Origin of the sequence: Micromonospora sp. NPDC047812, from assembly GCF_040704175.1 — a bacterium.
Classification (GTDB): domain Bacteria; phylum Actinomycetota; class Actinomycetes; order Mycobacteriales; family Micromonosporaceae; genus Micromonospora.
Genome location: NZ_JBEYRY010000015.1, coordinates 23,884 through 37,006, shown reverse-complemented (window position 1 = coordinate 37,006; position 13,123 = coordinate 23,884). Strand labels below are relative to the sequence as shown.

Here is a 13,123-nt window from a genome sequence, read left to right as displayed (position 1 = left end):
GTCAGGTGGCAGTGCAGGAGAGGGTCGGGACGGCGTTGTCGCCGCTCCACGACCCGAGGAAGCCGAAGGTCGTGGCGACGCCCGCGCCGAGGCTGCCGTTGTAGCTCACGTTCCGGGCGGTGACGACGGATCCGCCGGTGGTGACCGTCGCGTTCCAGGCCTGGCTGACGGCCTGGCCGGAGGCGAGCGTCCACGTGACGGTCCAGCCGCTGATCGCCGAACTGCCGGCGGTGACCCGGACCTCGCCCTGGAAGCCGCCCGGCCACTGGCCCACCACCCGGTATTCGGCGGCGCAGGCCTTGCCGCCGCCGGTCGGGCTGGGGGTGGGTGATTTCGTCGGGGTGGGGATGGGCGAGGGCGTCCCGGTCGGCCCACCGCCGAAGATCGTGGCCTCCCTGGCGGTGGCCCTGATGCCGTTGGCGCCGTTGAAGATCCGCTCGCCCCAGGTGGTGAGCCGCGCGGGGTCGAAGCTGGTGGCCATGTCCAGGATCGGGTCGGTGTTTCCGCTCCAGGACCAGCCGAGGTAGCCCAGACCACGGGCCTGCGACTCGGCCAGGATCGTCTCGTGGTCGACCTCGTTGGCGTTGAACCGCCAGCCGAACTCGCCGATGACCAGTGGCCACCCGTTGTCCTCGAACCGGTCCAGGTAGTCGGTGATGGCCGTGGCCGTGTTGAACACCGCGTACATGTGGATGGACAGCACGGTGTTCTGCCGGCTGTCGGCGTCCAGGATCGCCTGCGCGTTGTCCCGCATGACGTACTGCCAGTCCTGACCCCAGTTGGGCGCGTCGACCATGAGAAGGTGCTCGAAGCCGCTGGCGCGCATCTTCGTGATCGCGGCGGTGGTCGCGGCGGTCCACTGGCCGGCGTCGACGTTGCCGATCGGCTCGTTGCCGATGTTGATGACGACGTAGTTCTCCTGGCCGACGAGCGCGCTCTTCTGGCTGATCCAGTAGTCGACCGCCTCGTCGAGCGACGCGGCGGCGCCCTCCTCGCCGTAGCCCGTGGTGTCGTGGACCTCCAGTACGCAGATCAGCCGGTTCTGCTTGCACAGTGAGATCACGTCGGCGACGTCGGTGGACGGGCCCCAGCGCTTGCCGCTGCCCAGCACCACCCGGACGGTGTTGGCGCCGAGCGCCTTGACGTCGGCGAACGAGTCGGTCTCGCCGGTGTACCAGACGTGGGGGTGGTTGACACCTCGCATGACGAACGGCTGGCCGTTCGCCTCGACGATGTTGCGTCCGTCGACGTGCAGTCCCACGGCCGCGTCCGCCGGCTTGACGAACATCAGGACGGACGCGGCGACGGCGAGCAACGCGGCGCCGACGGAGAGCAGTCTTCTCTTCATGGCCTACCTCAGGGTGAGGCCCCGACGGATCGGGGCACAGGCACGCCTGCCCAGGCGCACGCGGATGGCGGTGCGCGGCGCGCTCGTGACGAGTGCGACGTACGGGTGCGAGGCCGGCTCGGCTCTGCGACGGTGCCAAGCTACTCGTGGTCACGCAGGCTTCGCAATAGGACATCGTCGATGGGTCGGCTCACTGGCCCGGTCGCCGTGGGCGCACCCGCCTGGCCACCGCCGACCAGAGCCGGTCACCGAGACGCGTCCGTTTTATCCAGCGCAGTCGGGCGACCGCGCCGCCAACCGGCTGGCGTTGCTGCGGGGGCGCGGTGATCCGGGCGTACGCGGCGCCGGTGGCGGGTCGGGTGGTGCCCGGTTCGAGCTGCTCGGAGGCGAGCGCCAGCCAGGTGAACTGTTGCAGCGTCCGCTGATCGGGTCGGCCGCCCCGGGCCGCGGCGCGGAGCGCCTTCTCCACGGCGGGCCGGCGGACGAGCCGGGTCAGCGGGCCGTGCGCGGTGTCCAGCAGCTCGGCCATGGCCTGGAGGCCGTCGCCCTCCCACACCCGGGTGGCGGTGGACGGGCCGGTGGAGACGCTGACGAACGGGACCTGCGCCCACTCGGGCACCAGGCGGGCGATCAGCCCGGTGTGCATCAGCCGCTCGCGCTTCTGCTGCGGAGTCAACGCGAAGGTGGCCGCGACGAAGCCGGGCGACAGGAACGGGGTGACCATCCCGATCGCGTAGGCGGAGGTGTACCAGCGGCGGACCCGCTCCACCAGGTAGATGTAGTCGACCAGGCGCAGGTCGTGCAGGCCGAGCCCGCTACCGTGGTCGAGCAGGCCGCCGATCCTCTCCCGCTCCGCGGTGACCACGGCCGTGTCGGCGACGCCCGTCGGCACGGCGTTGAGCAGCCGGGCCAGGGCGGTCTCCTGCGGGGAGGGGCCGCCGTCGTCGTCCGTCGGGGGATACCAGTACTCGGTGGCGAGTTCGCCGGCGGCACCGGTGAAGGTGGCCGGGCCGGCCTGGTCTACCAGGCGTCCGGGGCCGGCCGGGCGCACCAGGTAGCTGGAGGGGAACTGGTGGTCGGTCAGCCGTTGCAGTCGCCGGGCCCGCTCGTGCAGGCCGGTGCCGAGCACGTTGGCCCGCGCCCCGGCGAGCCGGAGCGTGTGCTCGGGGTGCAGTCCCCGCTTGTCGCGCAGGATCCGCACCAGCTCACGGGCGACCTCGCCCTCGGCGCGGGTGTCCTCGTTGGTCAGGAACCTCGGGGTCCGGCCGGCCGCGATCAGCGACGCGGCGATGAGCCGGGAGTCCTTCCCGCCCGACAGCCCGAGGGTGATGTCCTCGTCGTGCAGGCCGTGGATGCTGGCGGCGGTGCTCGTGATGGCATCGGCGGCGCGGTCGAGCAGCTCGGTCACCGGTCGGCCCCGCGCCGCCAGTCCGTCCCGCACCACGTCGTCGGTGGCGTACCTCGTGGTGGTGGTGAGCTGCCACCCGCCGCCGTCGCGCCGGCGGCCGGTCACCCGCTCGCCGGGGCGGAGCAGCCGGGCGCCCCGCACCGGGGAGCTGTCGCCGCCGAAGTGCCCGCAGAGGGTGTACGACATCCAGCCGTCCAGGTCGGGCCGCAGGTCGCCGTGCAGGAACGCGGCCAGCAGGCTGGGCCGGGTGCAGAAGGCCGTCAGGCCGCCCGACCCGCCCGTGAAGACCCGGCACATGCCGATCCAGTCCTGTTGCAGGGCGAAGTTCCCGCCCGCGTCGAGGGCCAGCAGGCCGAACGGCGGCACCACCTCACGGTGCACCTCCTCGCCGGCCAGCAGGCGTCCGGCCAGCGCCGCCGGACCGCCCGTCACGTCGACACCCACGGGCAGCCCGAGCGACACGGCGGTGACCGGCCCGACGGTGTCGACGGTCGGCCACCGGTAGGGGCCCTGATCGCTGCGGTGCAGGACCGTCACGCCCCAGTCGTCGGCCCCGAATTCGTGTCGTACGAAACTGTCGGGCACCACGTCGGCGACGGCCGTTTCGAAGCGATGGCTCGCGGCGCGCCGGGCGCTCTCCGACAGATTGTCGTCGGCGAACCAGGCCAGCATCACGTGCATGTGCGATTCCCCCGAACTCGCAGGAGCGGTCGTTTCCGCCTGGTGGGGAGTCAACCTCCCGGTCACCCGGCGCGGTTGCCTCGGTGAACAAACGAAGCACTTCCGGCATTGGTGATCGGGTCTGACCTTTCGACACTGCCGGCGTCGCGGACTGGGCCGTTAAATGGCAATAAAACGGACGATCGACGATCGGGTTGCTCCGGCACGGGATTTGAGATCAATTCCTCAGCAGGGGGATCGCCGTTTCGAATTGAGCCGTATTCGGGATTCCCGGCACAGTGCTTTTTCGGTGACGGCAAATGCGATGACCCGCTCCCGGGTCCCAGGCTCCCGACGCATATCCGACAGCCGCGCGTACGGGTGACGTGGTCCAATCGCCCGTACGCGCGGCTGCCGCATCAATGATCTCGAATGGCGGGCTGGTCGCCGTCGCCCCAGCCGAGCCCGCCCGGCCCCGGGGCGTGATGGAAGCCGGGATGGCCGGCGACGTCGGCGCAGCGCTCGCCGTCCGGGCCGGACGCGCCGCAGAACAACCGCTCGGCCTGCTGCCACGCCTCGGCCGGTGACAGCGCCGACGCGCCCAGGGCCACCTCGGGCCGCAGCAGACTCAGCGCCTCCGCGTACCCGACGGCCAGCTCCCGGGCCGACGCCAGGTCGGCGGCGGTGAAGCCGAGATGCACCGTGAAGAACCGGTCCGGCCGGGCCGAGCGGCGGGGCGGCGCGATCAACGACGCGCCGGCGACCTGCCCGGCCGTGCCGAGCGCCTCCCGCGCCTGCCGTTGCCGCCAGTACGCCGGCCTGTTGTCACGCATGCGTCCTCCCGTGGCGATCGTGGGCGGCCTCGTCCTCCGGTGAGCCGCCCCGCGCTCCGTCCCGGCCGTCGCCGGCGTCCTGTCGGCGGCGGACCGACGGACCGCTCCCCCGAGAAAACCAGCTCTCCGCGTCCCTGGGAGGGGCCAGCTGACGCGTCGTCCGCTGGCCCCTCCCCGCGCCCTCGGCGCCGCCCGCGCCACGCGGGCGCGGGGTTCAGCCACGCCGGCGTGGGTAGACGCAGAGGCACGGACAGGACCCGGCCGGCAACGGCCGCACCCCGGTCAGGAGGCCCGATGGCGACCATCCCGACGGAGCGCAGCCCGGACAGTTCCCTGGCGTTCCTGCGCGACGGCTACCGTTTCGTCGGCCAGCGCTGCGACCGCCACGGCACCGACATCTTCCAGGCCCGGCTGCTGCTGGCGCCCACCATCTGCCTGCGCGGCCGGCCGGCGGCGGAGCTCTTCTACGACACCGAGCGCTTCGTCCGGGCGGGCGCCATGCCGACGCGGGCGCAGCGCACCCTCACCGGCCGCGGCGGCGTGCAGGGCCTCGACGGGACGGACCACGCCGACCGCAAGGCCATGTTCATGTCGATCATGACGCCGACCGCGGTCCGGCAGCTCGCGCAGCTCTTCGACGACGAGTGGCGGGCCCGCGTCCCGTCCTGGGAGTCGGGCGGGCCGGTGGTGCTATACGACGAGGTCGGCCGGATGCTGACCCGCGCGGTCTGCGCCTGGGCCGGCGTACCGCTCGCGGACAGCGAGGTGGAGCGGCGTACCGCCGAACTGCACGCGATGATCGAGGGACCGGCGGCCCTCGGCCCCCGGCACTGGCGTGGCCTGTGGGGCCGCCGCCGGGGCGAACGCTGGATCGGCCAGGTCGTCGACCGGGAGCGCGCCGGCGCCCTCCCCGCCCCCGAGGGCAGCGCGCTGCGGGTGATCGCCGAGCACCGCGACGCCCACGGTCGGCTGCTCCCCCGGCGGATCGCGGCCGTCGAGCTGCTCAACGTGCTGCGTCCCACGGTCGCCGTCGACCGCTTCGTCGTCTTCGCCGCGCTGGCCCTGCACGACCACCCGGCCTGGCGGGAACGGGTCCGGGAGAGCGACGAGGCCACCGAGAGCTTCGTGCAGGAGGTACGCCGCTACTACCCGTTCTTCCCGGTGGCCGCCGCCCGGGTCCGGCGCCCGTTCGACTGGCAGGGCTACCACTTCCCACGCGGCCGGCGGGTGCTGCTCGACCTGTACGGCACCAACCACCACCCGGCGCTCTGGCCGGAGCCGGAGCGGTTCCGGCCGGAGCGCTTCACCGGCTGGCGGGGCGACCCGTTCGCCCTCGTGCCGCAGGGCGGCGGCGAGCACCTGACCGGTCACCGCTGCGCCGGCGAGTGGATCACGATCGAGCTGATGAAGCGGGCGGTCACGAACCTGACGACGACGATGCGCTACGACGTGCCGCCGCAGGACCTGGCGCTGAGCCTGCACCGGATGCCGGCGCTGCCGCCGAGCGGGTTCCTGATCACCAACGTCCGCCGCACGGCCTGAACACGGCACCGCCCCGGGGAGCTCGCCGGCTCCCGGGGCGGTGCGGTCGTGGCGCGCTCAGGCCGGGTGCAGGACGCTGCGCAGGCAGCCGTCCTCCTTCTTCTCGAACATCTCGTAGCCCCGCGCGCCCTCCTCCAGCGGCATCGGGTGGGTGGCCAGGTAACCGGGATCGATCTCGCCGGCCGCGATCCGGTCCAGCACCATCGGGATGTAGCGCTGGGCGTGCATCTGACCCATCCGCAGCACCAGCGCCTTGTTCATCGCCGCGCCGAGCGGGAACTTGTCCACCAGGCCGGCGTAGACGCCGACGATGCTCACCGTGCCGCCCTTGCGGCAGGCCATGATCGCCTGTCGGACCGACGTGGGGCGGTCGGTCTGCATCCGGGCGGTCTGCTTCGCCTTGTCGTACGCGTACACCGGTCCGACGTCGTGCGACTCCATGCCGACGGCCTCGATGCACGCGTCCGGGCCCCGGCCGGCGGTCATCTCCCGCAGCGCCTCCAGCACGTCGGTCTCGGCGTAGTTGACCGTCTCCACGCCGAGGCGGTCGGCGGCGGTGGCGAGCCGCTCCGGCAGCCGGTCGATCACGATCACCCGCTCGGCGCCGAGGAGCTGCGCCGACCGGGCCGCCATCTGGCCGACCCCGCCGGCGCCCCAGACCGCGACCACCTCGCCGCCCTTCAGCGCGCAGAAGTCGGCGGCCATCCAGCCGGTGGGCATCGCGTCGGAGGCGAACACCACCGAGTCGTCGGGCACCCCGTCGGGCACCGTGAACGCCCCGATGTCGCCGAAGGGCACCCGGACGTACTCGGCGTGGCTGCCTGAGTAGCCCCCGGCGGCGTGCGAGTAGCCGAGGATGCCGGCCGGCGAGTGCCCCCAGAGCTTCTCGGTGAAGACCGGCTGCGGGTTGGAGTTGTCGCAGAGCGAGTACTGCTCGGTGCGGCAGTACCAGCAGCCGCCGCAGGCCACCACCGAGCCGACCACGACGCGGTCGCCGACGCGCAGCCGCCGTACGCCGGGGCCGGTCTCCACGACCTCGCCCATGAACTCGTGGCCGAGGACGTCGCCCTCCCGCATCGCCGGCAGGAAGCCGTTGATCAGGTGCAGGTCGGAGCCGCAGACGCTGCTGGCGCCGACCTTGACGATGACGTCGCCCTCGGCGCGGATGCGCGGCTCCGGCACGTCGCGTACGGCCAGCTTGCCAACGCCTTCCCAGCAGAGCGCCCTCACGCCCGTCCTCCCGTCCGCAGCTTCTCCCGCACCTTGTCGGTCGCCTTCTCCTGGGCCGGCCCGCGCCCGGACGGGTCCCGCCGGGTGTCGATGACCTGGCCGCACTCCACCAGCGCCTTCACCCGACGCAACGCGTCCCGCAGGGCCAGGTCCGGGTCGTCGCCGCCGAGGAGTCCGAACGCCCGGCGCAGCGGCCCGGAGCGCCACCGCAGCTCGGCGCGGACCTCCGTGCCCCGGTCCCGGGGCGCCGGTGTCAGCTGGACGGTGCCCTCCTGCTCGGGCCCGTCGGTGACCCGCCAGCGCAGCCGCCCGGGGCCCTCGACGGTGATCTCGGCCCGCCACTCGGTACCCCCACCGGCCGGGTCCCGCGCCACGCAGCGCCACCGGTCGTCGCCGAGCTGCTCCAGCGTCGCCCACTCGGCCAACGCCCGGTCCATCCGCTCCCGGTCGGTCCAGAAGCCGATCACCGCCTCCGCCGGCCGGTCGATCGTCACCCCGCGCCGCACCACGTACCAGCCGTCGCGGCGCTCGGGCTGGCGCCGGCGTCGTCGACGGGCCACCGCCCGGCCGACGCCGACCACGGTCAGGGTGCTGGCACCGAGCAGCGCCCACCTCGTTCCGTTGCTGGTCATCACGTCTCCTCCACCCGGGTGCCCGGGGATGGACCACCCGCACCAGTTGCGCTACCCGGCACCGCCCGACCGAAACGACGCACCGGTTTGCCCGGCCGATAACCGGGCACCTGCTGCGGGCACCCACCGCCACCGGGAGGCACCGTGTCCTTCGACGCCAGCGAGTACGGCCGGCACGCCGCGGACGTCTACGACGAGACGTACGCGCACCTGACACCGGACGCGGCGGTGGAGCGCCTCGCCGCGTTGGCCGACGGCGGCCCGGTGTGCGAGTTCGGCATCGGCACCGGCCGGCTCGCCCTGCCGCTGGTCGCGCGGGGACTGACCGTCGCCGGTGTCGAGGGCTCCCCCGAGATGGCCGCCGGGCTGCGCGCCAAGCCCGGCGGGGACGCCGTCGAGGTGGCCGTCGGCGACTTCGCCGAGACCCGGGTGCCCGGCGAGTTCGCCCTGGTGGTGCTCGCGTTCAACACGATCTTCGCGCTGCCGGACCAGGCCGCCCAGGTGGCCTGCTTCCGCAACGCCGCCGCCCACCTGCGCCCCGGCGGCCGGTTCGTCGTCGAGGCGTGGGTGCCCGACCCGGGTGCCTTCCGCGCGGGCGGCGCGCTGCGGCCGGTGCGGGTGGCGGAGGACGTGGTGCTGCTGGAGGCGGCCCTGCTGCACCCCGCCGAGCAGCGGATGACCACCACGAAGGTCCGTTTCACCAACGGCGGGGTGCACCTGCTGCCCGCCAACCACCGCTACGCCTGGCCGGCGGAGCTGGACCTGATGGCCGAGCTGGCCGGGCTGCGCCGCGAGCACCGGTGGGAGGACTGGGGCGGCCGGCCGTTCACCGACCACAGCCGCGAGCACGTGTCCGTCTACCGCCGTCCGGAGCAGGGGTGAGCGCCCCCGCCCGCCCGGCCGGTGCCGCGCCCGGCGGCGAGGAGCGCGGCACCGGCGCGCCGACGGCCGGGAACGCCGACGACCGCCGCCTTCCCCTCGCGTACGTGCTGCCGCTGCGCTGGACCGACGACGCCGGCCTGGCCGAGCTGACCGGGTACCTGCGCCGGCTGAGCGCCCGGGTGGACGTGACCGTGGTCGACGGGTCGCCCCCGGCACTGTTCGCCCGGCACGCGCGGGCCTGGCGCGGTCTGGTCCGGCACCTGCGGCCGGATCCCGCCCTGCGCGGCGTCAACGGCAAGGTGACCGGGGTGCTCACCGGCGTCGGCGCGGCCCGGCACGAGCACGTGGTGATCGCCGACGACGACGTCCGCTACGACGGGGCGGGGCTGCTCGCCGTGCACCGGCTGCTCGACCGGGTGGACCTGGTCCGGCCGCAGAACTACTTCGACCCGCTGCCCTGGCACGCGTGGTGGGACACCGGGCGCACCCTGCTCAACCGGGCGCTCGGCGCCGACTACCCCGGCACCCTGGCGGTACGCCGGAGCACCTTCCTCGCCATGGGCGGGTACGACCCGGACGTGCTCTTCGAGAACCTGGAGCTGATCCGCACCGTGCGCGCGTACGGGGGGACCGAGGCGGCACCCCCCTGGCTGCACGTACGCCGGCTGCCGCCGGACACCGCCCACTTCCTGGGCCAGCGGGTCCGCCAGGCGTACGACGACCTGGCCCAGCCGGCCCGCCTGGTGGCCTCACTCGCGGTCCTGCCGGCGCTGGCGGCGGCGGTCGCGACCCGGCGACCGGGGCTGCTGCTCGGGGCGGCCGCGACCACGGTGGCGCTCGCCGAGGCGGGCCGGCGCCGGGGCGGGGGCGCCGCGGTCTTCCCGCCGGCCACCGCCCTGGCGGCCCCGTTCTGGGTGCTGGAACGCGGCGTGTGCGGCTGGCTCGCCGTCGGCCGGCGCCTGCTCTTCGGCGGGGTCCGCTACGCCGGCGGCCGGGTGCGGCGCGCCGCCCACTTCGAACGCACCCTCCGCCGTCACCTGCGCTGACGACCCGCGCACCCTCCGCCCACGACGACCCGCGCCCGGGACGCACACGACAGCTCGCGGCCACTGACCGGAGGATGCTCCGGGAGTGGCCGCGAGCTGCGGCGTACGGTGATCGGGCTGGTCAGTACCGCACCTGTTCGCGGGACTGCTGCGCGTGGTCCTTCACGTCGTGCGCGGCCGACCGGGTGTCGTCCTTGACGGCGTGCACCGCGTCCTGGGCGGTGGAGCGCACCGACTGGGTGGCGTGCTGCACCGGCTCGCGCAGCTCCTCCTTCAGCTCGTTGGCGACCTCGCCGAGCTTCTCCTTCACCACCCCGGCGTGCTCGCCGGCCTTCTCCCTGACCTGCGACGCCACCTGCTGCTCGCGGCGGGTCGACGGGATCAGCGAGGAGGCGAGCCAGCCGACGCCGAAGGCGATCAGACCGGCGGCCAGCGGGTTGCCCTCGGACTTCTGCCGGATCACGTGCGGCGCCCGCTGCGCGGCGTCGCTGACCGTCGAGGCCGCCGAGTGCGCCTTGTCGCCGACCGTCGAGGCGGCCGAGTGGGCCTTGTCGCTCACGGTCGACGCCACCGAGGAGGCGTGGTCGCCCACCGCGTGGGCGCCGTGCTTGGTGCTGTGACCCAGGTCGGAAGCGCTTCCCATCACCTTGTCCCTCACATTCTGCAGTGCGTTGCGGGCCCGCTGCTTGCGGTCGTCGACGATGCGGGCGGGGCTGACCTTGTACGCCAGCGCGTCCACGTCGGAACTCAGGTTGTTCCGGGTGGCTTCGATCTCCCGGCGGATCTGGTCCGGGTCGGTGCTCATCGGGTGACCTCCTGCGGGTGGGGCTTGAGCGCGTCGGGGATCCGCTGCACGCTGTCGTTGGTCTGCTTGAGGCCGCGGATGCGCTCGGCGCTCGTCTTGGCCTTGGAGTAGAGGACCGCGGCGATCGCGCCCCAGATGACGGCCACGATCAGGGCCGCCCAGCCGGCGTCCATCACGTTGGACAGCCCGGCCCAGAGGGCCAGCGAGAGGAAGAGGGCCACCATGTAGCCGCCGAAACCGGCGCCACCGAAGAGGCCGGCGGCCTTGCCCGCCTTCTTGCCCTCCTGGCGGATCTCGGCCTTGGCCAGCTCGACCTCCTGCCGCATCAGGGTCGACAGGTCGGTGGTGACCTGGCGCATCAGCTCGCCGATCGAGCTGCCCCTGACCTCGTCCGCGTCGTGGGGGTGGTAACCGGAGTCGAGCCCCGCCCCCTGCGTCGGCATGCTCATGCCGCCGCCTCCCTTCGGATGATTCGTGGGCTCACGGACGGGTGGTCCCGGTCGACGGCACGCCCGGCAGCGGGTCGGTCTGGCTCACCGGCGGCAGCGGCTGGCCGACGCCGCCCGCGGGGTCGGCGTAGCTGGTGGTGGTCTGCGGGTCGGCGTACGCGCCCGGGGTCGGGTCGAGGTAGCCGCCCGGCGGTACGGCGTCCGGCACCGCACGCGGGGCCGGCGGGGTCGGGATGACCGCGGTCCGCTCCGGGTCGTAGCCGGCGCCCGAGCCGTACGCGGGGTAGCCGTTGCCGCCCTGGTTGTCGCCGGCGGCCGAGATGTTCTTGGTCAGCCGGCCGGCGAGCACACCCAGCACGGCGGCGCCGACCAGGAAGGTGCCCGGGTTGCGACGCGCGTAGTCGCGCACCTCGGCGATGAGGTCGCCGGGCTCGCGCTGCTCCAGCCAGCCGGCCACGCCGTGCACCCGGTCGGCGGCCTGGCGGGCGATCTCGCTCACCGGGCCGGCCTGGCCGCCCTGCTCGGCCATCGAGCGCATCTCGTCGGCCAGCGAGCGGAGCCCGCCGGCGGCACGCCGCTGCTGGTCGCCGGCCTGGCTGGCGAGCTGGCTGCGGGCCTCGCCGTAGAGGTTGCGCGCCTGGAGCTTCGCCTCGCCGACGACCTCCCGGCCCTGCTCCTTGGCCGTCTCGGCGACGGCGCCGCCGGCCTGCTTGGCCTCCGAGCCGACCTGACGGGCCTGCTCGCGGACGCCGCTGCCGTTGCTCGACTCCTGCCCGTACGTGGAAGTCGTGGGTGACAGATCGTAGGTCATGATTTCCCTTCCGCTCGGAAAGTCTCCGCGGGTCTTGTGCTGGGGGGATGCGTCGGCCGTTCCTGCCGTCGCATCTCTTGACCTACCCTGCGTCGCCGGTTCCATACCTCGTTCGTGACTTCTCCTGCGCCCCGCCGCCGCGGGTCTACAAAATGGAGGATCGTCGGGTCGGGTGACGGCGTCGTCGCGCACGGCGACGTCGGTCTCTCCGGGCAGGCGCCGCGGGCAGGGCGTTCCGCGGGTCCACGGAGGTGAATCGATGGCACGGAACGCACGCGGCGGCCAGCCGGGCCCGAAGCCGAAGGTGCAGCTCGCCGCCGTGGCCGCGGCCGGGGTCTTCGCCCTGATCGGGGTGCTCGGATTCATCCCCGGCATCACCACCGGCTACGACGACATGACGTTCGCCGGCCACCACTCCGAGGCCCGGCTGCTCGGCCTGTTCCAAGTGTCGATCCTGCACAACGCGCTGCACCTGGGCTTCGGGCTGGCCGGCCTGGTGCTGGCCCGCAGCGTCGCCGGGGCCCGGATCTTCCTCGCCGGCGGCGGCGCCCTCTACCTCGGCCTGTGGCTGTACGGCTTCGCGATCGACCGGGAGAGCGCGGCGAACTTCATCCCGGTCAACGACGCCGACAACTGGCTGCACCTGGTCCTCGGCTTCGGCATGCTCGCCCTCGGGCTGCTGCTCTCCAACCAGGTGGGCACGGGCACCCGGCTGGACGACCCCTTCGACCGCCCCTGACCGGCACCCACGTCGCGGCGTTTGCCCGGCACGCCCTCCGGGCAGGGAGGCCGGAGGTCCGTCGACGAGGAGGTCGTCATGCCGAGGTGGTTGCGGGACAATGCGCTGACGGTGGCGATGTTCGGCGCGTTCCTCGTCTTCCTGGTGTTGCAGAGCGTGTTCGGTTGGCAGACGCACAACGAGGAGCTGGCCGAGTTCGGGGCCGCGCCGACCAGCTGGCTGGCGTACCTGGGCAGCGGGCACTTCATGGAGTCGGTCTTCGAGAACTGGGAGTCGGAGTTCCTCCAGATGGGCGGCTACGTGCTACTCACCGCCTACCTGGTGCAGCGCGGCTCGGCGGAGTCGAAGCCGGTGGGGCAGACCGACCGGCCCAAGGACGACGAGCGGCGGGCCACCCCGGACTCCCCCTGGCCGGTACGCGCCGGCGGGCTGCCCCTGGTGGTCTACCGCAACAGCCTCTCCATCGCGCTGCTGCTGATCTTCGCCGGCTCGTTCGTCGGCCACCTGCTCGGCGGGACCGCCGAATACAACGAGCAGCAGGCGTTGCAGAGCGGCGCGCCGCCGATCGGCGTGTGGGAGTTCCTCGGCACGAGCGAGTTCTGGTTCCAGTCGATGCAGAACTGGCAGAGCGAGTTCCTCGCCGTCGGCACGCTGATCGTGCTGAGCATCTTCCTGCGTCAGCACGCGTCGCCGGAGTCGAAGCCGGTCACCGCGGCGCACGCGCACACCGGCGACTGA

The 13,123-nt window shown here is 73.4% G+C and carries 13 protein-coding genes; 5 read left to right on the top strand and 8 right to left on the bottom strand.

Translation table 11 applies throughout. From position 1 onward, the window contains the following. Window position 1 precedes the first annotated feature (1 nt). The 3 genes from AB0883_RS29170 to AB0883_RS29160 all read right to left on the bottom strand — a co-directional run bounded on the left by AB0883_RS29170 (window position 2) and on the right by AB0883_RS29160 (window position 4,249). Window positions 2–1,348 (bottom strand): cellulase family glycosylhydrolase, encoded by a 1,347-nt coding sequence (locus AB0883_RS29170; RefSeq protein ID WP_366644507.1) that lies wholly within the window; start codon window positions 1,346–1,348, stop codon window positions 2–4. A gap of 190 nt (window positions 1,349–1,538) precedes the next feature. Beyond that, window positions 1,539–3,437, bottom strand: a complete 1,899-nt coding sequence (locus tag AB0883_RS29165; protein ID WP_366644506.1) for a hypothetical protein — start codon at window positions 3,435–3,437, stop codon at window positions 1,539–1,541. Window positions 3,438–3,835: 398 nt separating this feature from the next. Next, window positions 3,836–4,249, bottom strand: a complete 414-nt coding sequence (locus AB0883_RS29160; RefSeq protein ID WP_366644505.1) for a hypothetical protein — start codon at window positions 4,247–4,249, stop codon at window positions 3,836–3,838. A gap of 294 nt (window positions 4,250–4,543) precedes the next feature. On the opposite strand from AB0883_RS29160, the gene AB0883_RS29155 reads away from it, so the two are divergent. Beyond that, window positions 4,544–5,791 (top strand): cytochrome P450, encoded by a 1,248-nt coding sequence (locus AB0883_RS29155; protein WP_366644504.1) that lies wholly within the window; start codon window positions 4,544–4,546, stop codon window positions 5,789–5,791. A gap of 57 nt (window positions 5,792–5,848) precedes the next feature. On the opposite strand, the gene AB0883_RS29150 is transcribed toward AB0883_RS29155, so the two are convergent. Continuing rightward, complete coding sequence (locus tag AB0883_RS29150) at window positions 5,849–7,021, bottom strand: zinc-dependent alcohol dehydrogenase (protein WP_366644503.1); 1,173 nt, start codon at window positions 7,019–7,021, stop codon at window positions 5,849–5,851. After that, a complete protein-coding gene (locus tag AB0883_RS29145) occupies window positions 7,018–7,653 on the bottom strand; it encodes a cyclase (RefSeq protein WP_366644502.1) in 636 nt (211 codons plus the stop codon). The genes AB0883_RS29150 and AB0883_RS29145 overlap by 4 nt, the downstream gene beginning before the upstream one ends. Before the next feature lie 144 nt (window positions 7,654–7,797). On the opposite strand from AB0883_RS29145, the gene AB0883_RS29140 reads away from it, so the two are divergent. Together AB0883_RS29140 and AB0883_RS29135 are read left to right on the top strand one after the other, a co-directional pair. Then, window positions 7,798–8,535: a class I SAM-dependent methyltransferase gene (locus AB0883_RS29140; protein ID WP_366644501.1), complete on the top strand. Its 738-nt coding sequence runs from the start codon at window positions 7,798–7,800 to the stop codon at window positions 8,533–8,535. Then, the gene (locus AB0883_RS29135; protein ID WP_366644500.1) at window positions 8,532–9,581 is read left to right on the top strand and encodes a glycosyltransferase family 2 protein; all 1,050 of its coding nucleotides are present in this window, start codon (window positions 8,532–8,534) and stop codon (window positions 9,579–9,581) included. The genes AB0883_RS29140 and AB0883_RS29135 overlap by 4 nt, the downstream gene beginning before the upstream one ends. Before the next feature lie 121 nt (window positions 9,582–9,702). On the opposite strand, the gene AB0883_RS29130 is transcribed toward AB0883_RS29135, so the two are convergent. From AB0883_RS29130 to AB0883_RS29120, 3 genes are read right to left on the bottom strand one after another with little or no spacing between them, the layout of a single operon-like run. Further along, window positions 9,703–10,386, bottom strand: a complete 684-nt coding sequence (locus AB0883_RS29130) for a DUF3618 domain-containing protein (RefSeq protein ID WP_366644499.1) — start codon at window positions 10,384–10,386, stop codon at window positions 9,703–9,705. Further along, the gene (locus AB0883_RS29125; protein ID WP_366644498.1) at window positions 10,383–10,835 is read right to left on the bottom strand and encodes a phage holin family protein; all 453 of its coding nucleotides are present in this window, start codon (window positions 10,833–10,835) and stop codon (window positions 10,383–10,385) included. The genes AB0883_RS29130 and AB0883_RS29125 overlap by 4 nt, the downstream gene beginning before the upstream one ends. Window positions 10,836–10,866: 31 nt before the next feature. Further along, window positions 10,867–11,646: a hypothetical protein gene (locus AB0883_RS29120; RefSeq protein WP_366644497.1), complete on the bottom strand. Its 780-nt coding sequence runs from the start codon at window positions 11,644–11,646 to the stop codon at window positions 10,867–10,869. 259 nt (window positions 11,647–11,905) lie between these two features. Between AB0883_RS29120 and AB0883_RS29115 the strand changes: the two genes are divergently transcribed. Beyond that, window positions 11,906–12,385, top strand: a complete 480-nt coding sequence (locus AB0883_RS29115) for a DUF4383 domain-containing protein (protein WP_366644496.1) — start codon at window positions 11,906–11,908, stop codon at window positions 12,383–12,385. A 78-nt stretch (window positions 12,386–12,463) separates the two neighbouring features. After that, the gene (locus tag AB0883_RS29110; protein ID WP_366644495.1) at window positions 12,464–13,123 is read left to right on the top strand and encodes a DUF6766 family protein; all 660 of its coding nucleotides are present in this window, start codon (window positions 12,464–12,466) and stop codon (window positions 13,121–13,123) included.

Excerpts from the sequence above, each read along its gene's own strand:
- AB0883_RS29170 (WP_366644507.1), bottom strand. The coding sequence starts at position 1,348 with ATGAAGAGAAGACTGCTCTCCGTCGGCGCCGCGTTGCTCGCCGTCGCC.
- AB0883_RS29165 (WP_366644506.1), bottom strand. The coding sequence starts at position 3,437 with ATGCACGTGATGCTGGCCTGGTTCGCCGACGACAATCTGTCGGAGAGC.
- AB0883_RS29160 (WP_366644505.1), bottom strand. The coding sequence starts at position 4,249 with ATGCGTGACAACAGGCCGGCGTACTGGCGGCAACGGCAGGCGCGGGAG.
- AB0883_RS29155 (WP_366644504.1), top strand. The coding sequence starts at position 4,544 with ATGGCGACCATCCCGACGGAGCGCAGCCCGGACAGTTCCCTGGCGTTC.
- AB0883_RS29145 (WP_366644502.1), bottom strand. The coding sequence starts at position 7,653 with ATGACCAGCAACGGAACGAGGTGGGCGCTGCTCGGTGCCAGCACCCTG.
- AB0883_RS29130 (WP_366644499.1), bottom strand. The coding sequence starts at position 10,386 with ATGAGCACCGACCCGGACCAGATCCGCCGGGAGATCGAAGCCACCCGG.
- AB0883_RS29125 (WP_366644498.1), bottom strand. The coding sequence starts at position 10,835 with ATGAGCATGCCGACGCAGGGGGCGGGGCTCGACTCCGGTTACCACCCC.
- AB0883_RS29120 (WP_366644497.1), bottom strand. The coding sequence starts at position 11,646 with ATGACCTACGATCTGTCACCCACGACTTCCACGTACGGGCAGGAGTCG.
- AB0883_RS29115 (WP_366644496.1), top strand. The coding sequence starts at position 11,906 with ATGGCACGGAACGCACGCGGCGGCCAGCCGGGCCCGAAGCCGAAGGTG.
- AB0883_RS29110 (WP_366644495.1), top strand. The coding sequence starts at position 12,464 with ATGCCGAGGTGGTTGCGGGACAATGCGCTGACGGTGGCGATGTTCGGC.